Annotated in this window: 17 protein-coding genes; 10 read left to right on the top strand and 7 right to left on the bottom strand. The window is 62.4% G+C overall.

The features are described from left to right. Positions 1 to 513: 513 nt before the first annotated feature. The 3 genes from GGR38_RS04715 (at position 514) to GGR38_RS04705 (ending at position 4,091) form a co-directional block, all read left to right on the top strand. Complete coding sequence (locus GGR38_RS04715; RefSeq protein ID WP_183623625.1) at positions 514 to 1,617, top strand: replication initiation protein; 1,104 nt, start codon at positions 514 to 516, stop codon at positions 1,615 to 1,617. Positions 1,618 to 1,799: 182 nt separating this feature from the next. Further along, complete coding sequence (locus GGR38_RS04710) at positions 1,800 to 3,002, top strand: AAA family ATPase (RefSeq protein WP_183623215.1); 1,203 nt, start codon at positions 1,800 to 1,802, stop codon at positions 3,000 to 3,002. A 45-nt stretch (positions 3,003 to 3,047) separates the two neighbouring features. Next, complete coding sequence (locus tag GGR38_RS04705; protein WP_183623213.1) at positions 3,048 to 4,091, top strand: ParB/RepB/Spo0J family partition protein; 1,044 nt, start codon at positions 3,048 to 3,050, stop codon at positions 4,089 to 4,091. Positions 4,092 to 4,147: 56 nt separating this feature from the next. Here GGR38_RS04705 and GGR38_RS04700 read toward each other — a convergent pair whose 3' ends face one another. The 5 genes from GGR38_RS04700 to GGR38_RS04680 all read right to left on the bottom strand — a co-directional run bounded on the left by GGR38_RS04700 (position 4,148) and on the right by GGR38_RS04680 (position 9,647). Continuing rightward, positions 4,148 to 4,918 (bottom strand): IclR family transcriptional regulator domain-containing protein, encoded by a 771-nt coding sequence (locus GGR38_RS04700; protein ID WP_183623211.1) that lies wholly within the window; start codon positions 4,916 to 4,918, stop codon positions 4,148 to 4,150. Between the two features lie 72 nt (positions 4,919 to 4,990). Beyond that, positions 4,991 to 6,193, bottom strand: coding sequence for a 3-oxoadipyl-CoA thiolase (gene pcaF / locus GGR38_RS04695; RefSeq protein ID WP_183623209.1), 1,203 nt, complete (start codon positions 6,191 to 6,193; stop codon positions 4,991 to 4,993). After that, entirely contained in the window at positions 6,190 to 6,834 is a 645-nt protein-coding gene (locus GGR38_RS04690) for a 3-oxoacid CoA-transferase subunit B (protein ID WP_183623207.1), read from the bottom strand. The genes pcaF and GGR38_RS04690 overlap by 4 nt, the downstream gene beginning before the upstream one ends. Beyond that, positions 6,831 to 7,544: a 3-oxoacid CoA-transferase subunit A gene (locus GGR38_RS04685; protein ID WP_183623205.1), complete on the bottom strand. Its 714-nt coding sequence runs from the start codon at positions 7,542 to 7,544 to the stop codon at positions 6,831 to 6,833. The genes GGR38_RS04690 and GGR38_RS04685 overlap by 4 nt, the downstream gene beginning before the upstream one ends. Before the next feature lie 207 nt (positions 7,545 to 7,751). After that, positions 7,752 to 9,647: an EAL domain-containing protein gene (locus GGR38_RS04680; protein ID WP_183623203.1), complete on the bottom strand. Its 1,896-nt coding sequence runs from the start codon at positions 9,645 to 9,647 to the stop codon at positions 7,752 to 7,754. 259 nt (positions 9,648 to 9,906) lie between these two features. On the opposite strand from GGR38_RS04680, the gene GGR38_RS04675 reads away from it, so the two are divergent. The 7 genes from GGR38_RS04675 to GGR38_RS04645 are packed head-to-tail and all read left to right on the top strand — an operon-like array spanning position 9,907 to position 18,180. Then, the gene (locus GGR38_RS04675) at positions 9,907 to 11,487 is read left to right on the top strand and encodes a methyl-accepting chemotaxis protein (protein WP_183623201.1); all 1,581 of its coding nucleotides are present in this window, start codon (positions 9,907 to 9,909) and stop codon (positions 11,485 to 11,487) included. 32 nt (positions 11,488 to 11,519) lie between these two features. Beyond that, complete coding sequence (locus tag GGR38_RS04670) at positions 11,520 to 11,939, top strand: chemotaxis protein CheW (RefSeq protein ID WP_183623199.1); 420 nt, start codon at positions 11,520 to 11,522, stop codon at positions 11,937 to 11,939. Beyond that, positions 11,936 to 13,180 (top strand): CheR family methyltransferase, encoded by a 1,245-nt coding sequence (locus tag GGR38_RS04665; RefSeq protein ID WP_183623197.1) that lies wholly within the window; start codon positions 11,936 to 11,938, stop codon positions 13,178 to 13,180. The genes GGR38_RS04670 and GGR38_RS04665 overlap by 4 nt, the downstream gene beginning before the upstream one ends. Further along, positions 13,180 to 13,836, top strand: coding sequence for a chemotaxis protein CheW (locus GGR38_RS04660; RefSeq protein ID WP_183623195.1), 657 nt, complete (start codon positions 13,180 to 13,182; stop codon positions 13,834 to 13,836). Before GGR38_RS04665 ends, GGR38_RS04660 begins: the two co-directional genes overlap by 1 nt. Next, positions 13,833 to 16,130, top strand: a complete 2,298-nt coding sequence (locus GGR38_RS04655; protein WP_183623193.1) for a hybrid sensor histidine kinase/response regulator — start codon at positions 13,833 to 13,835, stop codon at positions 16,128 to 16,130. Before GGR38_RS04660 ends, GGR38_RS04655 begins: the two co-directional genes overlap by 4 nt. Then, positions 16,127 to 17,152 carry a chemotaxis response regulator protein-glutamate methylesterase gene (gene cheB / locus GGR38_RS04650; protein WP_183623191.1) on the top strand — a complete coding sequence of 342 codons (1,026 nt, stop codon included), beginning with the start codon at positions 16,127 to 16,129 and terminating at the stop codon, positions 17,150 to 17,152. The genes GGR38_RS04655 and cheB overlap by 4 nt, the downstream gene beginning before the upstream one ends. After that, positions 17,149 to 18,180 (top strand): diguanylate cyclase domain-containing protein, encoded by a 1,032-nt coding sequence (locus tag GGR38_RS04645; protein ID WP_183623189.1) that lies wholly within the window; start codon positions 17,149 to 17,151, stop codon positions 18,178 to 18,180. The genes cheB and GGR38_RS04645 overlap by 4 nt, the downstream gene beginning before the upstream one ends. On the opposite strand, the gene GGR38_RS04640 is transcribed toward GGR38_RS04645, so the two are convergent. Both GGR38_RS04640 and GGR38_RS04635 read right to left on the bottom strand, forming a co-directional pair. Continuing rightward, positions 18,175 to 19,554 carry an efflux transporter outer membrane subunit gene (locus GGR38_RS04640; protein WP_183623185.1) on the bottom strand — a complete coding sequence of 460 codons (1,380 nt, stop codon included), beginning with the start codon at positions 19,552 to 19,554 and terminating at the stop codon, positions 18,175 to 18,177. The genes GGR38_RS04645 and GGR38_RS04640 overlap by 6 nt on opposite strands. Then, positions 19,547 to 22,708 carry an efflux RND transporter permease subunit gene (locus GGR38_RS04635; protein WP_221227006.1) on the bottom strand — a complete coding sequence of 1,054 codons (3,162 nt, stop codon included), beginning with the start codon at positions 22,706 to 22,708 and terminating at the stop codon, positions 19,547 to 19,549. Before GGR38_RS04635 ends, GGR38_RS04640 begins: the two co-directional genes overlap by 8 nt.

The following is a 22,708-nucleotide window of genomic DNA, read 5'->3' as shown; positions in this document are numbered from 1 at the left end:
GCGTGATGATTCCAGATTCTAAAGATTCTAGATTCAGATCAGTTTCGTAACGTATTTTCAATAGGTTAGGCTATCATTCCTGACCGCTTGGGGGCGTTATCCTGTCTTTATGGGGGCCGATACCTGTCCTCTTGGGGGTGTTTGGCTGACCTCTTGGGGTATCCTGTCTTCTTGGGGGTATAAGGTCAAATTGGTGATCCGGATGATGGAAAGTCACATTTTCGGTTGTGTTTGTCTCATTCTTTGTTCTCGAATGCGAATCGGACAAGGCCTTTGTGAGCAGCATTTGCGGTCCTGAAACTCTATCCTGTCCTTTTGGGGGCTAAACTGACCTGACTTGACCCGACTGGTCAGGTCAGGCATCAATCGGTGAAACAAGGGCGCCGATTCATGGCTGAGGAAATGCAACTGGACATTGTCGAGGATCATCGCGTCGACGATCACCGTGCCGTGAATCGTGGTGCCGGGGATCAGGGCGTGGAGGACAATGGCGCGGCCGGGACCGCGCGGGCCATGCGCGTGGCTGCTACGCTGGCGCGCAAGGGCGGCGATGAATTCGCCAAGCCTGGCAAGCTGGTGGAGGTCCGCTTCGTCAAAGGCCAGTCGCTCAGCCTGACCGCCTCTCGCCTGCTGGCGCTGATGATCCTGACGGCCGGGGGAGACGCATGGCGCGACACATCGCACAAATTGCGCAAGGCTGACATCCGCCGCGGCCATAAGGGCAATGAGCGTATCGTTGATATGCTTGAGGAATTGCATCGGACCCTGTTTGCCGAGGATGACACATCATGGCGCGGGCGCAAGGCGACCAAGCGCTTCAGCCTGATCGAATCCTCGTGGGAAGAGGTCGAGGAGGGCGATAAGGAGACCGGCTGGATCGAGTGGCGCTTTACGCCCGATGCCCGCCGCCTCATTCAGGAATCGCAGACTTATTCGGTGATGAACCGTCAGGCGGTCTTGGGTTTCCGTTCGGCCTATGCGCTTAAACTCTATGAGGAAGGGGCCTTGCGGCTTCACCGGCGACAGCCGATCTGGCGTGTTGATATGCTGGGCCTGCGCGCGGCGCTGGGCATTGATCCTGATAAGTATGGCGATTTTGCCCAGTTGCGCCGCAAGGTGCTGACGGTTGCGCAATCCGAGATCGACCAGTTGGCGCATTACAATCTGGAATGGAAAGAGATCCGCCGGGGCAGGGCGGTGGCCGAGATCGAGTTCCGCTTCGTCCCCAAGGACGCGCCGGCCCAGATCCAGACCGTTGATGAGTTGGAGCGCCATTCCTCGGGCCGCAAGGCGCGGCGCGAGGGCGAAGTGGAAATGATCTCCGCCCCTGCGGCGATCCCCGCGCCTGCCCCGGCCCCTGCCCGGCCCAGGCGCGCTGCCGCTGCGCCTTCCTCCCCTTGGGAGAAATTTCCCGAAGGATCGCTGCGTTACGGCACGGCTGAGGGCGCCTTTCGCGATGTCGCGCTGCGCTATGGCGGCGGTTGGGACATGGATGTGATTGCCGACGCCTATCGTCAGCAGATGGGTGATCGTTTGGGCTCGCTGCGCGGGGCCAAGCTGGAAAAATCGTGGCGCGGGTTTTGCGAGGCCTTTTTCTCGCGCCGGGGCCGACCCTGAAATCGTAATTGCAGGGCTGCAATTGTCGCCCAAAGACGCCAAATCCGCCCCCACGAGGTCAGGATAGACCTCGCCACTTTCGCTTCACAAGCCGCAGATTTCCGCCTTTGCGAATTATGCAGGATGCTTGACGAAAAAGTGAAAATCGGGCAGGTGGCATTTAACTTTCGAAAGGAGCACACATGGCTTCCGCGCTTGACGAAGTTCGCATGGAAGAAGCGCTCGATGTTGCCTCATTGGCGGATCGCTCTTCCTCAGTTCTGGAAAAACTACGTTCCTCTGCGCGTGATATGCGGGCCGAGGAAAGGCGTGAGCCGTCCTTTCCTATCGGCAAGGCGGCCGAGTTGGTCGGACGCACCACGGCCGCGATTCGCGAGGCGGAAAGCGATGGCCGCCTTGAAGCACCTCCGCGCGGCGAAAACAACCGCCGTCTGGGCTATACGCTGGCCCAGCTTAACGACATGCGTGGCACTTTTGGCACTCGCCCCTGGCGAGCTCCTGAGGACCCATGCTCGATTCTGGCCGTCCAGAATTTCAAGGGCGGGGTAGGCAAATCGACGCTCTCGGTTCACCTGGCGCAATATCTGGCGATCCATGGCTACCGGGTTCTGCTGATCGACTGCGACAGCCAGGCCTCGGCCACCACGCTGTTTGGCTATGTACCCGATCTCGATCTGGGCGAGGAGGATACGCTCTATCCCTTCCTGCGCGAGGGCGAGCGCACGACGCTGGAATATGCGATCCGCAAGACGCATTTCGACGGGCTCGACCTGATCCCGGCCAACCTGCGCCTGTTCCAGTCCGAATATGAACTGGCGGCCCGTATGGCGCGCGGGCAGGGGGCATTGCTCAATCGCCTGTCGCAGGGCATTCAGTCGGTGCAGGATCTCTATGATGTGGTGATCCTTGATCCGCCGCCGGCGCTGGGCGCGATCTCGCTCTCGGTGCTGCGCGCGGCCAATGCGCTGGTGGTGCCGGTGCCGCCCACGGTCATGGACTTTTCCTCGACGGCGGCGTTTCTGGCGATGCTGGATGAAACGATCCAGGATCTTCAGCAGTATGATCTGGCGCCGCAACTGGCTTTCCTGCGTTTCGTCGCCTCCAAGGTGGATGAAAACAAATCGATGCAGCGCGGCCTGCTCGAACTGATGCGCCAGCTTTACGGCAATGCGATGATCCGCACGCCGCTCAAGGATTCGGCCGAAATCGATAATGCCACGGCGCGTCTGATGACGGTTTATGAGCTCTCGGGCCCCATGACCAGCAAGCAGGTGCGCGACCGCTGCCTGACCTATCTGGACGGGGTTTGCGGGGAAATCGAGGTGGATATTCGCCGCACATGGCCCAGCCATTTGGCCCGTTTGCGCAAGGAAGGACTGGCGTAATGCGCCAAAATTGCAGCCCTGCAATTTGTGAAGGGAAGGTATAAGATGAGCTCGAAAAACAAGAGCTTCATGGCCGATCTGGTCTCGGTTGTCGAACCGGCCGCTGATGCAAACAGCCGCCCCTCGCGCCTTGGCGTGGGCGTGCTTTCGGGGCGCAACAACCGGCTTGCCGAACTGGCCTCGGGCTCGGTGGTCAACAATCCGCAGGAGCTGGTCGATCCCGATCGGTGCCGGATCTGGATTCGACACAATCGCGATTATGCCGCGCTCAATGAAACGCGCTGCTCGGATCTGATCGAGAGCATTCTGGCGCAGGGCAAGCAGGAAGTGCCCGCTATTGTGCGCCGCGTCCATAATGACCCGAATTACGATTATGAGGTCATTTGCGGAGCGCGGCGGCATTGGTGCGTCAAATGGCTGCGGGCCAATAATCACCCGGAAATCCGCTATCTGGTGGAAATCCGTGATCTGACTGATGAGCAGGCTTTCCGTGTTTCGGATCTGGAAAACCGCGCGCGTGAGGATCTGAGCGATATCGAGCGCGCGCGCGATTATCTTCAGGCGCTGGGCCTCTATTATAACGGCCGCCAGAAGGACATGGCCAAGCGCCTGAACCAGTCCGAGGCGTGGCTGAGCCGCTATCTCGATCTGGCGCGCCTGCCGACCGACATTCTGGGCTCTTTTGCCGATCCGTTTGAGCTGAAAATCTCGCATATTGGCGCGATCAAGCCGCTGCTCAAGGAAGATGACTGTCGGGCAGCGGTGCTTTCCGAGGCGCGGCGCATCCGTGAAGGGCGTCGCATGGGCGAAGAGGACCTGCCCGCGACCGTGCCAGACATCATCCGCGCCTTTGGCGTTGTGGCCAATAAAGAGGCCGAAGCGCGCAAGAAAACCGCGCTGGTCAAGGCCCCCAAGAAGTCAGGATCGGATCAGATCGTCCTGCGCAACGGGTCTGGCGTGCCTTTGCTGCGCATTGAGGGCAAGGATCGCAAGAGTATCAGCCTGACGCTGTTTCCCAAGGATGGCGGCAGCAAGGAAGAGGTTGAAACGGCGCTGCGCGATCTGCTCGACCGTTACTGGGAAGATTAAGCGGTAGAACCCCGGAATGGCCGAAGGGCAGGGCATTCCGGGGAAAAACCTTGAAATTATAGCCCCGACGCGCTGGCCAACCCCACCATCCGCGCCGTTTCGATCAGGGCAGGGGCGATATTCGAGCGTAAATGCTCGACACTATGCTCCATCGCATTGACGCCGACATTGAGCGCTGCGATCACCTGATCCTTGGCATTGCGCACCGGCACCGCGACCGAGCGCAGCCCGACCTCAAGCTCCTGATCAACAATGGCCAGCCCATCACGGGCGATCCCGTCCAGAATTGCGCGCATATCCTCCAGAGAAGCCACCGTATGGGGTGTACGCAAGGGCAGGGGGGCAGGGGGAAGCAGGGCCTCGCGCTGCTCTAAAGGCAGGTTGGCGAGCAAAATGCGGCCCATGGACGTGCACCATGCCGGAAGACGGCTGCCGACATGCAGGCCGATCGCCATGATCCGGCTGCGCGAGGCGCGGGCGACATAAAGCACATCAGTCCCGTCCAGCACGCCAAGAGAACAGGATTCGCCCAGCCGGTCGCGCAGATTTTCCAGCAAAGGCTGGGCAATGGCCGAAAGCGAGCGGTCCGAAAGATAGGCCCGCGCAAGCCCCAAAACCTTGGGCCGCACCGAAAAAGAACGTTCATCCTGAGCCACATAGCCGGTTACCACCAGCGTATGCAGACAGCGCGCCACCACTCCGCGCGGCAGGCCGGTGTGGCGGGCAAGGCTGGCGATGGATTGATCTGGCCCCAGTTCGACAAAGGCCTCCATGACTATCAGGCCGCGGGCCAGAGATTGCATGAAATCGGGGTCTGACTGGCTCATGCGTCCATCTCCTTTAGGCGGGGGCCTATGACAGCCCCCGCCCAACCTGTCGAGGTCAGTCCCTGTCTCGGTTCAGACCCGCTCGACAATCGCGGCAATCCCTTGGCCCACACCCACGCACATGAAGGCAAGGGCATAGCGTCCGCCGATGCGCTGCAATTCCTCGACCGCAGAGAGCGTGATGCGCGCGCCCGACATGCCCAAAGGATGGCCCAGCGCAATCGCCCCGCCATTGGGATTGACGCGCGGATCACCCATATCGACGCCCAGATCGCGCAAAGTGGCGATGCCCTGCGCGGCAAAGGCTTCGTTCAGCTCGATCACGTCCATATCGGCCATGCTCAGGCCGGTGCGGGCGAACAGACGCCGCGCCGCCTCGATCGGGCCGATGCCCATGACGCGGGGGGCCACGCCCGCGCTGGCCATCGCCACCACCCGCGCTCGCGGGGTCAGGCCATGGGCCTTAGCGGCCTGTTCGTTGGCGATAATCATCGCCGCGGCGCCGTCGTTCAGCCCGCTGGCATTGCCCGCCGTGATCGTGCCATCGGCGCGCACCACTGGTTTCAACTTGGCCAAAGCCTCCAATGTGGTCGCGCGCGGGTGTTCATCCTGAGCAAAAACAAGGGGTTCTCCCTTTTTCTGCGGGATTTCGACCGGCACGATTTCCGCCGCCAGACGCCCATTGGCCTGCGCCGCCGCGCATTTCTGCTGGCTGAGCAGGGCGAAGGCGTCCTGATCTTCGCGCGAAATGCCCCATTCGGCGGCAACATTCTCCGCCGTCTGCGGCATCGTATCGACGCCCCAAGTGGCCCTCATCGCCGGGTTGATGAAGCGCCAGCCCAGAGTCGTGTCCTCGATCTTCTGATCGCGACCAAAGGCGCTGCCCGCCTTGCCCAATACATAGGGCGCACGGGTCATGCTTTCCGCGCCGCCTGCTATAATAAGGTCCGCATCGCCGCTGCGGATCGCCTGTGCGGCCATGCCCACCGCATTCAGCCCCGATCCGCACAGGCGGTTGACCGTCGTTCCCGGCACTTCCTTGGGCAGGCCCGAGAGCAACCCGGCCATGCGCGCCAGATTGCGATTGTCCTCGCCCGCCTGATTGGCGCAGCCCAGGATGATGTCATCCACCGCGCCCCAATCCACGCCCATGTTGCGCAGCATAAGCGCGCGCAATGGGATGGCGGCAAGGTCATCGGCGCGGATGGTGGAAAGCGAACCGTTCAGCCGCCCGATGGGCGTGCGGATCGCGTCACAGATAAAAGCCTGATTCATGATACGCTTACCTTCAAGGGCGCGCCGGTCTTGGCCACTACATCATCGACCGAGACCCCCGGCGCGCATTCGACCAGCGTCAGCCCGCCCGCCTTCTTATCTACCGCGATCACCGCCAGATCGGTGATGATCAGATCAACCACACCCCGCCCGGTCAGCGGCAACGTGCATTGCGGCAGGATCTTGGGGCTGCCGTTTTTCGCGCAGTGGTCCATCACCACCACGATGCGCTTGACCCCGGCGACAAGGTCCATCGCCCCGCCCATGCCCTTCACCATCTTGCCCGGAATGGTCCAGTTGGCCAGATCGCCATTGGCGGCCACTTCCATCGCGCCCAGCACGGCCATGTCGATATGCCCGCCCCGGATCATCGCGAAACTGTCGGCGCTTGAAAAAAAGCTGCTGGTGGGAAGCGCCGTCACGGTCTGCTTGCCCGCATTGATAAGGTCGGGGTCCGCCTCGCCCTCATAGGGGAAGGGGCCGATGCCCAGCATCCCGTTTTCCGATTGCAGCGTGACGGTGATGCCCTCGGGCACATAATTGGCCACCAGCGTCGGGATGCCGATGCCAAGGTTCACATAATAGCCATCGCGCAGTTCCTTTGCCGCGCGCGCGGCCATTTCATCGCGGGTCCAGCTCATTGCGTGATCTCCTTCGGGCGGGTGGTCAGTTTTTCGATGCGCTTTTCATTGATGGTGGACAGCACGATGCGGTCGACGAAGATGCCCGGCGTGTGGATGCAATCGGGGTCGAAGGTGCCCTCGGGCACGATCTCCTCTACCTCGACCACGGTGACGCGACCGGCGGTGGCCATGTTCGGGTTGAAATTGCGGGCGGTCTTGTTAAACATCAGATTGCCCGCCGGATCGGCCCGCCATGCCTTGATGATCGCAACGTCGGCGCGCAGCCATGTTTCGCGGACATATTCTTCGCCTTCGAAGAATTCGGTCGCCTTGCCCTCGGCCACCACAGTGCCGACACCGGTCTTGGTGTAGAAGGCCGGGATGCCCGCGCCGCCCGCCCGGATGCGTTCGGCCAGCGTGCCCTGCGGGGTCAGTTCCAGTTCCAGCTCACCGCTCAGATACTGCTGCTCGAACAATTTGTTCTCGCCGACATAGGAGGAGATCATTTTGCGGATCTGGCGGCTTTCCAGCAGCATCCATAGGCCAAAGCCATCGGCCCCGGCATTGTTCGAAATCACGGTCAGATCGCGCACGCCGCTGGCGCGGATCTGCGGGATCAGGCTCTCTGGATTGCCCGAGAGGCCAAAGCCCCCCGACATGATGGTCATCCCGTCAAACAGCAGGCCCTCCAGAGCCGCTGCGGGGGTGGGGAATATCTTTCCGGACACCTTGCTACCTTTCCCTTATGAACGATAATCGGACGATAAGAACAATAATCGTTTCATAATCGATTCGAGGCAGGCGGTCAAACCCCGCAACAAAGATGCGAGGCAGGCCGAAAGCCCCCCTGATGCGCTCAGGAGGCCGCAGAGGAGCAAAAATGGAGAGTGGGAGGGTTTACCTGCCCTCAGGAGGCAGGGGGCTCAACGGGCCCTTCAGGCGCTGTTTTGGCGCGCTCCACCGGCGGCGGGAAAGGAACTGGCTGCGCGCGAACTCTTGCCCGCATGCACTTCGACCAGCGGCATGGGTGCGCTGATCGGCCCGCTGGCGGCATGCTGGATTAACAGGCGGGCGGTTTCGGACCGATCGACGGCGGGAGAAAACAGATAGCCCTGACCAAAGGGACAGCCCATTTCGCTCAGTCTTGCGGCCTGTTGGGCATGTTCGATGCCTTCGGCCGTGACGGTTGCACCGCGCTTGTCGGCAATCGCCAACAGGGCGGCGATGATTGTGCTGCTCAGATCATCGATGATCAGCCGGTCGATGAAGGATTTGTCGATCTTGAGGCTGTCGAATGGAAAATCGAGCAGATGGGTCAGCGAAGCATAGCCGGTGCCGAAATCGTCAAGCGCGATGCCGATACCCTGTTCGCGCAGGGTCTCGATGGTCGCCGCCATATTGCGGTCGTGGCGGTCGAAATAGACGCTTTCGTTGACCTCCAGCACCAGTTGGCCGATCAGATCGCGATCGCCCGCAAAGGCTTGTGTGATAACCTGCAACAACCGCGATCCGCGCAGATCGGTCGCCGTGACATTGACCGCCATCGAAATGGGCGGAATGCCCGCGTCGCGCCACATGCGCAGATCGGCGGCCACGATTTCCAGCATGACGCGGGTCAATTGGCTGGCGATGCCAGGGGCGATGGTGGCTTCGGCAAAGGCGCCTGCGGGAATGATCGCGCCTTCGGGCGTGACCATGCGGCACAGCGCCTCCAGCCCGACGATGCGCCGGTCGCTCAGCCGCACAATGGGTTGATACCATGCGCGCAGGCGACCCTCGGCCATCGCGGCCTGCACCGTCGAGATTGAGGACAGGCGGGCGGCCACAGGATCGCTCATTTCGGGCGTAAAGCGCAGAAACGAGCCGCGATGGGCCGATTTTGCATGATAAAGCGCATGGTCAGCATTGCGCAGTGTATCGACCGAATTGCCATCCTGATCGCTTAACGCGGCAAAGCCGATGGTGGCCTCGGGCAGGATCGAGAAGGTTGCGAAATCGATTGTTCCGCCCATATGCGCCAGTATATGATCGGCAAAAGCCTCAAGCGCGCTCAACCTTTCGGGTGCCACGATCAGGATGGCGAATTCATCCCCGCCGATGCGAAAAGCGCGGTCGGGCGCGGCCAGATGCGCCAGTCGCCCGGCGGTTTCCTGAAGCAGCCTATCACCCGCCTCATGGCCGAATGTGTCATTGGTGGTCTTCAGATTGTCCAGATCGACCAGCATCAACGCCCATGATCCGGGCTGATCGCAATCGAGATGGGCCAGTGTCTGTTCAAAACTGCGCCGATTGGGCAGATTGGTCAGCGCATCCATATTCGCGCTGCGCTCGCGCTCGGTAACGCGCAAATGGCGCGCCATGGCCAGTTCACACAGATGGATGCAGATTTCGACCAATTGCCGCTCGCCCGGTGTCGGCCCCCGGCTTTGGCGGAAATAGAGCGCGAAAGTGGCCAGCACGAGGCCCGAAGGATCGAGAATGGGCGAGGACCAGCACGCCCGCAGCCCCAGCGGCAGCGCGGCATCGCGGAAATTGGCCCAGCGCGGATCGCTCGTAATATCGCGCACCTCGACCGGCGCGCGGATATAGGCGGCCGTGCCGCAAGAGCCGACATTGGGCCCGATGGCCAGATTGTCGAGCGCCGCGCTATAGGCATCAGGCAGGCTGGGCGCGGCCAGCGGATGAAGCATTCCGCCTCGGTCCACCATCAGCACCGAGCAGATCACCTCGGGAAAATTGGCCTCAAACGCCCGGCACAAATGGCCCATCACGCGTTCGAGCGAGTCGCCGCGGGCAATGTGTTCCAGCGTAGTAACCCTGAGATCGATCACTCGGGCATCCCCCGCAACAGTTCTTATTCTCTGGTGTTACCATATCGCCGGTAGGATTAATCAATCCCTTCCCGGCGGCGATGGATTCGACGGATTTGCCCCTCTATTAAGACTATCTTAGCCAAAATGGGGTTTTAGCCAATAGGGGTCGCTGGGAAAAACCCGGAGGGTTTCGGGGCCGGAACATTGTTGGAAGCTTCCGAAGTCAGTCGTTTATATCAGGCGCGGGGATTTGCGCTTGCGCTTCGAGAGGGTGATCATGGTCAAGTTTAATATTCGCACCCTGATTTTGGCGGGATTTACAGGGATTGTGGCGACGATCCTGATCGTTGGCATCTTTGCCCATTCACGCTTGGCGATGACCGAGGACCACGCCGTTGCGCTGAACAACGATGCTGTGGCCGGGCTTTATCAGAGCGCTCTGCTCAAGGATGCTCTGGTGGCCGATTTCCTTAAGGCGCGTGAGGCTGTCGGCCAAGGGAAAGGCGCCAACCGCGCGGACAGCCCGCCATCCTCGGTCGAACCGATGATCGCGGCCTATGAGCCGACGATCTTCACCGAAACCGACCGCGAAGCCTTTGCCCGCTTTAAGCGCGATTACGCCGCCTATCGCAGCGCCGAACAGAACGTTTATGCTGGCACAGGGCAGGCCGATGTCCTGCTCTCGCGCTATAAAATCGCTTATGACGATACTGGCACCCTGGCGCAGGGCAACCAGAAGCGCGCGGTGGAAAGAATCGGTGAGATCGGCGGGCAGATCGTGTCCTTGCAGAATTCGATGACGGTCGGCTTCCTGATTGCGCTGGCTGTGGCTTTGCTGGCCGGTTATATGCTGCTTTCCGCGATCATTCCGCCGCTCAAGCGCCTGACGGGCCTGATGGATACGATGCGTCAGGGCGATTTCACCCAGCGCATGCCGATCATGCGCGAGGATGAGCTGGGTGACCTGAGCGAAGGCTTTAACCGCATGGCCGAAGAGGTGATGGAGCTGGTCGGGCAGGTGCAGCGTTCGGGCATCCGCGTCAGCACCTCGATGACCGAGATTGCCGCCACATCGAAGCAGCAGCAGGCCACCGCCGCCGAAGTGGCCGCAACCACCACCCAGATCGGCGCGACATCGCGCGAAATCGCCGTTACCTCCAAGGAACTGGTGCGCACGATGACCGATGTGGCCGCCGTTTCGGAGGCCGCCGCCGCCCTTGCCTCGGGCGGGCGCAGCGGTCTGGCCGAGATGGAGGACACGATGGCACAGGTGATGGAAGCGGCCAATTCGATCAATGCCAAGCTGGCCGTTCTCAATGAAAAAGCTGGCGATATCAATCAGGTGGTGACCACGATCACCAAGGTTGCCGACCAGACCAACCTGCTCTCTCTCAATGCCGCGATCGAGGCGGAAAAGGCGGGCGAATATGGGCGCGGCTTTGCGGTCGTCTCCTCTGAAATCCGCCGTCTGGCCGATCAGACCGCCGTGGCCACCTATGACATCGAACAGATGGTCAAGGATATCCAGTCCGCCGTTTCGGCCAGCGTGATGGGCATGGACAAATTCTCCGAGGAAGTGCGCCGGGGGATGCATGACGTGCATGCCATCGGCGACAAGTTCTCCGACATCATCATGCAGGTTCAGGCGCTGGCCCCGCGTTTTGAAAGCGTGAACGAGGGGATGCAGACCCAGGCCACCGGCGCCGAGCAGATCAGCGAAGCGCTGGTGCAATTGAGCGAGGCGACCCAGCAGACGGTGGAATCCCTGCGTCAGTCGACCTCGGCCATCGAAGAACTCAACCATGTTTCGACCAATCTGCACGGCAGTATCGCTCGTTTCAAGCTGACATCGGCCTGATGAGGGGCGCGTAACGACAGGATTTGCGGCTCATGCTCTTTCTTCATTTCCGCATCGGTGAAGGCAGCTTCGCGCTGGCGGCTGAGCGGATTGTCGAGATCGTGCCGCTGGCGCCCCTGCGGACGATTCGTCAGGGGCCTGATACGGCCGACCTGCCCACGGATCAGACCTTTGAATATCGAGGACAATTTGTGCCGGTGGTCGATCTGTGCCAGCTCGATCTGGGGCGCCCTGCGCGGCGGAGGCTGTCCACGCGGATCATCGTGGTGCGCCATCACAATGCCCTGCTGGGCCTGATTGCGGAAAATGCCACGACGATGCTGCGGCTTGAACCGGAGGATTTTGCCCCCTTTGCCACTGGTCCCGACGGGTTGATCCAGCGGGTCGATCTGCCCGATCTGCTGCCGCCTGAAATGCTGGATGGGGCCTTGCGCATCGAGGCCTATCCATGACCGACACCCGCTTTGCCGACCTGCTCGAACGGGTGATGGGTCTGAGCGCGGCCACCATCGGGCCGGGCGCGATTGAGCGCGCGGTCGAGACGCGCCGCCGCGAGACCGCAAGCCGCGATACCGAAGCCTATTGGGCGCTGTTGCAGGCTTCCTCTGCCGAGGTTCAGCAACTGGTCGAGGCCGTTGTCGTCCCCGAAACATGGTTTTTCCGCAATCCTCAGGCCTTTCGCGCGATGGAGGGTGATGTGCTGGGCCCGCGCCTGCGCGCTGATCCGCTGGCCAGTGCGCGCCTGCTCAGCCTGCCCTGCTCGACGGGCGAAGAAGCCTATACGATGGCCATGGCGCTGATGGAGAGCGGCATTGCCCCGCATCGCTTCAGCATCGAGGCGGTCGATATCAGCCAACCTGCCATCGATATGGCGCGCGCGGGCGTCTATGGCCGCAATTCCTTTCGCGGCCACGAGCTGGGCTTTCGCGACCGCTATTTCGATCCTGTCCCTCATGGTTGGGCGCTGCGTGAAGAGGTTCGCGCCCCGGTCCGCTTCAGTCAGGGCAATATTTTCGCCCCTGGCTTTATGGCGCAGGCGGGGAGTTTCGATGTCATTTTTTGCCGCAATATGCTGATTTACTTCGATATACCTCGCCAGAAACAAGCGATTGCCGTGCTGCGGCGCCTGTTGGCCCCCGATGGCACCCTGTTTGTCGGCCATTCCGAGGCGGGATTGATGCGCGAGGAAGGCTTCGTCTCGGCGGGCATGGCCATGTCCTTTGCCTTTCGCCGCGCGCCGGAGGCGGCGATCGCTGCGCCAATCATCGCAGTCCCGGCCCGCGCCGCCATACGCCCCGTCGCGCCCAAACGAGCAGCCCCTGCGCGGATGATGGAGCGCGACAGGCCGGTTCGGCAAGCCATCGCCTATCCCGCCGCTGCCAAGGTGCCCGATCTGGCCACTTTGCGCCGGATGGCCGACGATGGCCGCGTTGAGGAAGCCGAACGCGGCGCGCAGGCCCATATCCGCGACAATGGCGCTTCGCCCGATGCGCTGCTGCTGCTGGGTCTGATCAGCGATGCGGGCGGGCAGGGCAAGGCGGCCGCCCATTATTACCGCAAGGTGCTCTATCTCGATCCGGGCAATGTCGAGGCGTTGGGCCATCTTGCGCTCCTGCTGCGCCGCGAGGGCGATCATGCCGGGGCGCGGCTGCTCGACGAGCGGATGCGCCGCCGCGATGAACGGAGTAGCTGATGGGACAGCATCGTTCCGCGACCGGGCCGCAGATCGACGCCTGCTGGAAAGTCATAGGGATTCAAGGGGATAAGTCATGTCCCGAATTGCCGCGCCATTCCCATTGCCGCAATTGCCCCCGCTTTTCGCAGGCGGCGGCCATGCTGCTCGACCGCGATCTGCCGGTGGATCACGATGCCTCGCCCGTCGCAAAGGCGGAGGGGCATGCCGACCACGGCGGCGGGGAATCGGTGATGGTCTTTCGGCTGGGCGCCGAATGGTTTGCCCTGCCGACGCTGGTGTTGGATGAGATTTTGCGCCTGCGCCCGGTTCATACTTTGCCGCATCGGGGGCATCCGGGCCTGATGGGACTGGTCAATGTGCGCGGCGAACTGGTGATCTGCGTCTCGATCGCCCAACTTCTGATCGGGCCGATGGCGGTGGGCGAACATGGGCGGCTGGTGGTGGTGCGCCATGATGGCCGCCGTCTGGCCTTTCCGGTCGATGAGGTGCAGCATTTACGCAACCATGACACGCGCCGGTTGCGCGCCGTTCCGGCCACTCTGGCCCGTTCGGCCTCGGCCTATACGCGCGGCCTGCTGAACTGGCAGGGGATGCAGGTGGGACGGCTGGACGAGGATCTGGTCTTTGCCGCTATGGAGCGTTTTCTGGCATGAAGCATCTGGACCCTTCATCGCTCTCGCTGCGCGATCTGTTCCGGATCGAGGCCGAGGAGCAGACCAAGGCTCTGACCGACGCCTTGCTGGCGCTGGAAAAGGACCCTTGCCAGGGCGATATGCTGGAATGCTGCATGCGCGCGGCCCATTCGCTGAAGGGCGCGGCGCGGATCGTGGGCGTTCATCCGGCGGTCACGGTGGCCCATGCGATGGAGGATCTCTTCGTTCTGGCGCAGGGTGGGCGGGTGCGTCTGGCTCCGGCCCAGATCGACCTGCTGCTCAGCGGGGTCGATCTGCTCTCGGCGCTGGCCGCGCAAGGCGAAGGCGAGAACGGGTTTGACGAGGATATCTGGCAGACTGATGCGGATCGCTTTGCCGCCGCACTGACGGCGACTCCTGCGGCCCCGGTCGATGAGGATCGTGTGCCGGAAGAGGTATCGGTGCCAGGCCAGGTCGCAATCGTGCCCGCCGTGCCTGAAATCCTGCCCGAAACGCCTGCTGCGGTTTCGCCCGAAAGGCTGCTGCCCGAAAGGGCGGGCGAGGCGGGGGACCGCGCTTTGCGGGTCAGCGCGGAAAATCTCAACCGCCTGCTTGATATGGCCGGGGAATCTCTGGTCGAAACCCGGCGTCTGGCCCCGCTCGAACAATCGCTCTTGCGGCTCAAACGGATGCATCATCAGGCCGCCGCTGCGCTGGACGCCTTGCAGGCGGCGCTGCCGGTCAACATGTTGGACGAACGCGCCGCATCGGCTCTGGAAGAAGCGCGGCGCAGGCTGTTCGATTGCCGGCGGCAATTGTCGGGCGGGCTCGACGAACTCGAAGCCTCGAACCATCGCACGACCAATCTGGCCCATCGCCTGTATAATCAGGCGCTTATGGTGCGGATGCGGCCCTTTGGCGATGGGATGGGCGCTTTTCCCCGCATGGTGCGCGATATTGCGCGCGAATTGGGCAAACAGGTCCGATTCGAAATTCTGGGCGAACGCACCCAGGTGGACCGCGACATTCTGGAAAAGCTGGACGCGCCGCTGGGCCATTTGCTGCGCAATGCGCTGGATCATGGCATGGAAAGCCCCGAGGAGCGCCGCGCCGCAGGAAAGCCTGCCGAAGGCTTCATCCGCGTCGAGGCCAGCCATCAGGCGGGCGCCTTGCAGATCAACGTGTCGGACGATGGGCGCGGCATCGATCTGGACGCGATCCGCCGCACGATCATCGCGCGCGGTCTGGCCGCACAGGACACCGTGGCCCGCCTGAGCGAGGCCGAATTGCTCGAATTCCTGTTCCTGCCCGGTTTTACCATGAAAAGCGATGTCACCGAGATTTCGGGGCGCGGCGTGGGGCTGGACATTGTTCAGGACATGATCCGTCAGGTGCGCGGGCGCGTGCGGATCATCTCGCGCCATGGCGAGGGTACGCGATTCCGGCTGGAATTGCCGCTGACGCTCTCGGTGGTGCGCGCGCTGCTGGTCGATATTGGCGGCGAGCCTTATGCCTTTCCCTTTGCGCATATTGCAGGCGCGATGAAAGTGCCTGCCAATCAGGTCCGCACGCTCGAAGGGCGTCAGCATATCCTGATAGATGGCGCTGCTGTAGGGCTGGTGGGCGCGCATCAGGTGCTGGGCTGCGCCGCGCCTGAAGGTGTGCCGGAGGAGCTTTGCGTGGTCCTGCTGGGGGCAGGGGAGCATATGTTCGCGCTGGTGGTTGATGGTTTTACCGGCGGGCGCGAACTGGTGGTGCAACCGCTCGATCCGCGTCTGGGCAAAATCAAGGATATCAGCGCAGCCTCGCTGACGGAGGATGGCGCGCCTTTGCTGATCATCGATGTCGAGGATATGCTGCGCTCGCTGGAAAAGCTGGCGGCGACGGACCGTCTGGCCCCGGTCGGGCGCGAGATTGGCGCCCAGAGCGGCGCGCGGCGCAAGCGGGTGCTGGTGGTCGACGATTCCTTCACCGTGCGCGAATTGCAGCGTAAACTGCTCGATCATCACGGTTATGATGTCGAAGTCGCGGTCGATGGCATGGATGGCTGGAACGCGCTGCGTCAGGGTGGTTTCGATCTGGTGGTCAGCGACATCGACATGCCGCGCATGGACGGGATCGAACTGGTGCGCCGCATCCGCCACGACCCCGTGCTCAAGGCCCTGCCGGTGATGATCCTGTCCTATAAGGATCGCGAGGAGGACCGGTTGCGCGGGCTGGAAGTGGGGGCAGATTATTACCTGACCAAAGGTAGTTTCCAGAATGATGCTCTGATTGATGCCGTGATAGACCTGATCGGGGAAGGTGCGGCATGAGAATAGGTATCGTCAATGACTTGCCGCTGGCGATTGAGGCATTGCGCCGGGTTTTGGCGCAGGCACCCCAGCATCAGGTGGCATGGACCGCCGCCGATGGGGTCGAGGCGGTAGAAATGGCGCTGCGCGACCGGCCCGACATCATCCTGATGGATCTGGTGATGCCCCGCATGAACGGGGTGGAGGCCACGCGCCGCATCATGGCCGAGGCGCCCTGCGCGATTCTGGTGGTGACATCCGATATCGAAAGCAATGCCGCGCAGGTCTTTGCCGCGATGGGCAAGGGCGCGCTCGATGCGGTGGATACGCCCTTGCTGCATGGCGCGCCGATGGCGGGCAAACATCCGCTGCTGACCAAGATCGAGGCGGTGGGCAGGTTGATTGATGCCGGAAGCAGCGCTCCTGCGCCCAAAGGCATCGAGCGCGGCGCCACCAGCCAATTGATCGCCATTGGCGCATCGGCGGGCGGCCCGGCGGCGCTGGCCGCGATCCTCAAAGCGCTGCCTGCCGGATTTCCCGCCGGGATCGTCATTGTCCAGCATGTCGACGCGCGTTTTGCCGAAGGGCTCGCCCGGTGGCTGGACGATCAATGTGCGCTGTCGGTGCGTCTGGCGCAGGAAGGCGACCGGGTGCGGCCCGGCGAGGTGCTGGTGGCGGGCACCGACGATCATCTGGTGTTCAAGTCACCGGAAAGGCTGGGCTATTCCAGAGAACCATCCGATCACACCTATCGCCCCTCCATCGACGTTTTCTTTCGCAGCGCGGGTCAGTTCTGGCCCGGCGCGCTGACCGGCCTGCTCCTCACCGGCATGGGCGCGGATGGGGCACGTGGATTGAAGGAGTTGCGCGACAAGGGGCATTTAACCATTGCGCAGGATAAGGCTTCCAGCGCGGTGTATGGTATGCCAAAGGCCGCGCTCCAGCTTGATGCGGCGCGCGAAGTGCTTCCCCTCGAACAGATCGCGCGCCGGTTGACCGACCTTCCCGGCCTGCGGCTTTCGACGAAAGGATTGTCAGAATGAACCCCCAGGTTTCGGTCGATCCCGATATGAGCGATCCCGAAGAACCGATACCCAATCAGTCGATCATGGTCCTGTTGGTCGATGATCAGATCATGGTGGGCGAGGCGGTGCGCCGCGCGCTGCTGGACGAGGCGGGGATCGAGTTTCACTATTGTTCGAATCCGCTCGATGCGATGGCTATTGCCCGCACGGTGCAGCCCACGGTGATCCTTCAGGATCTGGTGATGCCCTCGGTCAACGGGCTGGATCTGGTGCGTCAATATCGCGCCGATCCGTACACGCGCAACATTCCGATCATCGTTTTGTCCACCAAGGAAGAAGCCAGCGTCAAGAGCGATGCCTTTCGCGCAGGGGCCAATGATTATCTGGTCAAATTGCCCGACCGGATCGAGCTGATCGCGCGCATCCGCTATCATTCGGCGGCCTATCTCTCGCAGATTCAGCGCGATGAGGCCTATCGCGCGCTGCGCAAGAGCCAGCAGGAGCTGATGCAGGCCAATTTCGCGCTGCAAAGGTTAACCAATGTCGACGGACTGACGGGGCTGAGCAACCGGCGCTATTTCGACGAATATTTCGAGACCGAATGGCGTCAGGCCGCGCGCGAACGCCAGCCTTTGTCGCTGCTCATCATCGACATCGACCACTTCAAGCAGTTCAACGACACCTATGGCCATTTGGCCGGGGATGAGGTGCTGCGCAAGGTGGCGCAGTCCGTTCAGGCCGCATTCCGCCGCCCCAAGGATCTGGTGGTGCGGCTGGGCGGTGAGGAATTTGTCGTCGTGCTGCCCGCCACGCCGATGAGCCATCTGGCCATGCTGGGCCAGCGCGTCGTCGATGCGGTTGAGGCGCTGGATCTGGCCCATTCCACCTCGCCGGTGTCCGACCGGGTGACGATCAGCGTGGGGGGCGCGGGATGCCAGCCCGACCGCGAGGACCGCCGCCTCGCGCTGATGGAGGCGGCGGACAAGGCGCTTTATGAGGCCAAACGCTCCGGGCGCAACCGGGCGGTGATTGATCGCGGCCTATAGGCTGTCATCCGCGCCGATGGCGCCATACAAGGCCAGACGATTCGACAGATCGGTGGTCAGCGTGGCGATCCGGCTTTGCTGCGCCGCGTAATAGGTCCGCTGGGCGGTCAGGGCGGTTTGATAGGTGCCGATCCCGGCCTTGAACTGATCCTGCGCCAGCAGCCATGCCTTGCGGGCGGCGGCAACATAGCGCTCCTGCGCGGCGCGCTGGTCGCGGATGGTGCCGCGCTGGGCAAGGCCATTGGCGACATCACGGAACGCGGTCTGAACGACCTTTTCATAGGCGGCCAGATAGTAATCCTTGGTCGCCCGTGCATAAGCCAGATTGCCGCGATTGCTGCCGCCCAGCAAAGGCACGCTGGCGCTGGGGGCGAGGTTCCAGCTTGCCGCGCCGCCGGTGAACAGGCTGGAAAGTGCGGTGCTGGCAACGCCGATGGTTGAGGTCAGCGAGATGGTCGGGAAAAACGCCGCCCGCGCCGCGCCCACCGAGGCGTTCGCCCCGATCAACTGATGCTCGGCCTCGACCACATCGGGGCGGCGCAGCAACACGGCCGAGGACAGGCCCGCCGGCACATTGGCAATCGCGGGATCGAGATCCTCCAGCGCCTTGGGCAGCAGCGTATCGTCCACCTGTTTGCCCACCAGCAGGTCGAGCGCATTGCGATCCTGCGCCGTAGCGGTGGTATAGCTGGCGACATCGGATTTGGCGCTTTCCACCACGGTGCGTGCGCTTTCCACATCCGTTCCATTGGCAAGGCCGGATTGGAACAAAGATTGCGTCAGGGCCAATGTCCGCTCGCCGCTGCTCACCGTTTCGCGTGCGAGGGCGAGCAGATTGCTGTCCGAGGCATAGGTGACATAGGCGGTGGCGACCTCCTCCACCAAGGTCAGCCGGGCCGAGCGCAGGCCCGATTGCGAGGCGAGATAGGATTCAAAATCCGCCTTGCTCTGATTGCGCAGCCGTCCGAACAGGTCGATGGTAAAGGAACTCATCCCGGCGCTGGCGTCATAGCTGTTGCTGTTCAGGCCCTTGTTCGACAGACCCCGCGACAGGCTGGCGTCGGCGCCCGCGCTGATCGTAGGCAATTGGGCGGAACGTGCGATGCGATAGGTTGCCCGCGCCTGCGCAACGGCGGCCACCTGTTCGCGCAGGGAGCGGCTGTTTGACAGCGCCATTTCGACCACCTGCGTCAGCTTGGGGTCGGAAATGACTTTGCGCCATGGCATTCCGGCCTCGCCGTCCTGCGCGGGGGCATAGGCGGCGCCTTGGGGCCATTGCGGGGCCACTGGGGCGGCGGGGCGGACATAGGCGGGGGCCATGTTGCAGCCCCCCAGCGCCAGCGCCAGCAGGCTGGCCGCGACAAATTTACGCATGGTTTTCGCCCTTCTTGTGGGTCGCGCGTTCGGTCAGCCGTGTGACCGCGATGAAGAACATCGGCACATAGAAAATGGCCAGCACCGTGGCGGTGATCATCCCGCCCAGCACCGCCGTGCCGATGGCGATGCGGCTGTTGGCCCCGGCCCCGCTGGCGATGGCCAGCGGCACCACGCCCGCGATAAAGGCAAAGGAGGTCATCAGGATCGGGCGCAGGCGCAGGCGCGCGGCCTCGATCGCGGCGTCAAAGGCCGATGCGCCCTTGCGATAGGCGCCTTCGGCAAATTCGACGATCAGGATCGCATTTTTGGCCGAAAGGCCGATGGTTGTGAGCAGGCCGACCTGAAAATAGATATTGTTTTCAAGGCCCCGCAGCGACACCGCCAGCACCGCCCCGATCACCCCCAACGGCACCACCAGCAGCACCGCAAACGGCACGGACCAGCTTTCATACAGCGCGGCAAGGCTGAGGAAGACCACCAGCATCGAGATGGCATAGAGATAGACCGCCTGCCCGCTGGTCTTGTTTTCCTGATAGGACAGGCCCGACCAGGCATAGGTGGTGCCGGGCGCAAGCGTTTGCTGCAGCTTGACGATTTGCGCCATAGCATCGCCCGATGAATAGCCGTCACTGGCCTCGCCGCTGATTTCATAGGAGGACAGGCCGTTGAAACGTGCCAGCGAATTGGCGCCCTTTTCCCAGCCGATCGAGGTGAAGGCCGAGAAGGGGACCATGCCCGCAATCGTGCTGCTGCCAACGGCCGTGGTGCCGGTGCTGTTCTTCACGAACCATTTGGACAGGTCTTCGGGCTGCATGCGATAGGGCGCATCGCCCTGCATATAGACGCGCTTGACGCGGCCGCGATCGACGAAATCATTCACATAGGCGCCGCCCCACGCCTTGCTCAGCGTATCGGTGGCATCGCTCTCGCTCAGCCCCAGCATGGCCAGTTTGGCATCGTCAAAGGTGATCCGCATCTGCGGCGCATCGGGCAGGGCGGTGGCGCGCACGCGGGTCAGTACCTTGCTCTGCGCGGCGGCTTTGAGCAGCTTGTCGCGCTCGGCCTTGAACTGCTCGGCGCTCAGGTGGCCGCTGTTGAGCAATTCGAAGGTGAAGCCGTTCGATTGGCCCAGACCCGAAATGGCGGGCGGGTTCATCGGGATGATAGTGGCATCACGAAGCCCTGCAAAGAACTTGCCCGCGCGGTTGATGATCCCGGTCGAACTGTTTTCGCTGCCCTTGCGGTCATCCCACGGTTGCAGGCCGACAAAGGCCATGCCGGTGTTCTGGCCCGAACCGGAGAAGGAGAAGCCTGAGATGGCCATCACCAGCCGCGTGTTCTTCTGCTCCTGATTGAGGAAATATTTGCCGATCTGCGCGCGCACCGCGCTGGAACGCTCATCCGTGGCGCCGGCGGGCATGGTGAACATCACCATCGCCTGCCCCTGATCCTCCAGCGGCAGAAAGCCGGTGGGCAGGCGCATGAACAGCAGGCCCATGACCGCCACAATCCCGCCATAGACCAGGAAATGCAGCCCCCGGCGTCCCACTACCTTTCGCGTCATATCGACATAGCGGCCCGTGGCGCGATCAAACCATGCGTTGAATTTGCCCGCCCAGCCGGTCGTGTGGCTGTGCGGATCATCGCCCGCGCGCAGCAGCGTGGCACAAAGCGCGGGCGACAGCACCAGCGCGACGATCACCGAGAGCACCATGGCCGAAACGATGGTGATCGAGAACTGGCGATAGATCACCCCGCTCGACCCGCCGAAAAAGGCCATGGGCAGCAGCACTGCCGAGAGCACCAGCGCGATACCGATCAGCGCGGAGCCGATCTCGTCCATCGACTTGATCGTCGCCTCTTTGGGCGCCAGCCCTTCGTCCGACATCAGGCGTTCGACATTTTCCACCACGACGATGGCGTCATCGACCAGCAGGCCAATGGCCAGCACCATACCGAACAAAGTCAACGTGTTGATCGAATAGCCAAACAGCGCCAGCACGCCAAATGTGCCGAGCAGCACCACCGGCACCGCAATCGCGGGCACCAGCGTCGCGCGCCAGCTTTGCAGGAAAACATACATCACGATCACCACCAGCACGATGGCGATCAGCAGCGTTTCGACCACTTCCTTGATCGAGAGTTTGACGAAATCGGTGGTGTCGCGCGGATAGTCGATGGAATAGCCCTTGGGCATCGACTGGCTGAGTTCGGCCACCTTGGCCTTGACGGCGGCGGCGGTTTTCAGCGCATCGGCGCCCGGCGCCAATTGCAGCGCAAGCCCTGCGGCCGGATGGCCATTGAGGCGCGAGGTGGTGGTATAGCTTTCCTGACCCAGTTCCACCCGCGCCACATCCGACAGACGCACCACCGAGCCGTCGGTCGAGGATTTGATCACGATATTGGCGAATTGCTCGGGCGTTTGCAGCCGCGATTTGGCCAGCACCACCGCATTGAGCATCTGCCCCGGCACGGAAGGGCGCGCGCCCAATTGGCCTGCCGAGAGATCGACATTCTGCGATGTCAGCGCACTGGTCACATCCGAAGGCATCAATTGGCGCGAGGCCAGTTTGACCGGATCGAGCCAGACGCGCATCGCATATTGCGTGCCGAACACCGAGATCTGGCCCACGCCGTTCACGCGGGCGATGGCGTCCTGCATATTCGAGACAAGATAGTCGGCAATGTCGGAATCGCTGGCCCGGTTGGTCTTGTCATACAGAGCCACCAGCATCAGGAAATCGGCATTGGACTTGGTTACGGTCAGCCCCGCCTGCTGCACCGCGCTGGGCAGGCGCGTCAGGCCCTGATTGACCTTGTTCTGCACCTGCACCTGAGCAATGTCGGGGTCTGTGCCCTTCTCAAAGGTCACGGTGACGCGCGCGCTGCCCGAACTGTCCGAGGTGGAGGAGAAATAGCTCAGGTTGTCGATGCCGGTCAGTTGCTGCTCGATGATCTGTGTTACCGAGGATTCGAGCGTCTGCGCGTTCGCCCCCGGATAGGTGGCCGAGACGGAGACGGAAGGCGGCGCCACATCGGGATATTGCGCAATGGGCAGCGACATGACCGAACCGATCCCCGCCAGCATGATGACGATGGCGATCACCCAGGCAAAGACCGGGCGCTCGACGAAAAACTTGCTGATCCCCAT

Origin of the sequence: Novosphingobium sediminicola (genome assembly GCF_014196525.1) — a bacterium.
Classification (GTDB): domain Bacteria; phylum Pseudomonadota; class Alphaproteobacteria; order Sphingomonadales; family Sphingomonadaceae; genus Novosphingobium; species Novosphingobium sediminicola.
Note: the sequence above shows the minus strand (reverse complement) of the source record. Positions and strands in the feature narration are given on the sequence as shown.

Excerpts from the sequence above, each read along its gene's own strand:
- GGR38_RS04715 (WP_183623625.1), top strand. The coding sequence starts at position 514 with ATGCGCGTGGCTGCTACGCTGGCGCGCAAGGGCGGCGATGAATTCGCC.
- GGR38_RS04710 (WP_183623215.1), top strand. The coding sequence starts at position 1,800 with ATGGCTTCCGCGCTTGACGAAGTTCGCATGGAAGAAGCGCTCGATGTT.
- GGR38_RS04705 (WP_183623213.1), top strand. The coding sequence starts at position 3,048 with ATGAGCTCGAAAAACAAGAGCTTCATGGCCGATCTGGTCTCGGTTGTC.
- GGR38_RS04700 (WP_183623211.1), bottom strand. The coding sequence starts at position 4,918 with ATGAGCCAGTCAGACCCCGATTTCATGCAATCTCTGGCCCGCGGCCTG.
- pcaF (WP_183623209.1), bottom strand. The coding sequence starts at position 6,193 with ATGAATCAGGCTTTTATCTGTGACGCGATCCGCACGCCCATCGGGCGG.
- GGR38_RS04690 (WP_183623207.1), bottom strand. The coding sequence starts at position 6,834 with ATGAGCTGGACCCGCGATGAAATGGCCGCGCGCGCGGCAAAGGAACTG.
- GGR38_RS04675 (WP_183623201.1), top strand. The coding sequence starts at position 9,907 with ATGGTCAAGTTTAATATTCGCACCCTGATTTTGGCGGGATTTACAGGG.
- GGR38_RS04670 (WP_183623199.1), top strand. The coding sequence starts at position 11,520 with ATGCTCTTTCTTCATTTCCGCATCGGTGAAGGCAGCTTCGCGCTGGCG.
- GGR38_RS04665 (WP_183623197.1), top strand. The coding sequence starts at position 11,936 with ATGACCGACACCCGCTTTGCCGACCTGCTCGAACGGGTGATGGGTCTG.
- GGR38_RS04660 (WP_183623195.1), top strand. The coding sequence starts at position 13,180 with ATGGGACAGCATCGTTCCGCGACCGGGCCGCAGATCGACGCCTGCTGG.
- GGR38_RS04655 (WP_183623193.1), top strand. The coding sequence starts at position 13,833 with ATGAAGCATCTGGACCCTTCATCGCTCTCGCTGCGCGATCTGTTCCGG.
- cheB (WP_183623191.1), top strand. The coding sequence starts at position 16,127 with ATGAGAATAGGTATCGTCAATGACTTGCCGCTGGCGATTGAGGCATTG.
- GGR38_RS04645 (WP_183623189.1), top strand. The coding sequence starts at position 17,149 with ATGAACCCCCAGGTTTCGGTCGATCCCGATATGAGCGATCCCGAAGAA.
- GGR38_RS04640 (WP_183623185.1), bottom strand. The coding sequence starts at position 19,554 with ATGCGTAAATTTGTCGCGGCCAGCCTGCTGGCGCTGGCGCTGGGGGGC.
- GGR38_RS04635 (WP_221227006.1), bottom strand. The coding sequence starts at position 22,708 with ATGGGGATCAGCAAGTTTTTCGTCGAGCGCCCGGTCTTTGCCTGGGTG.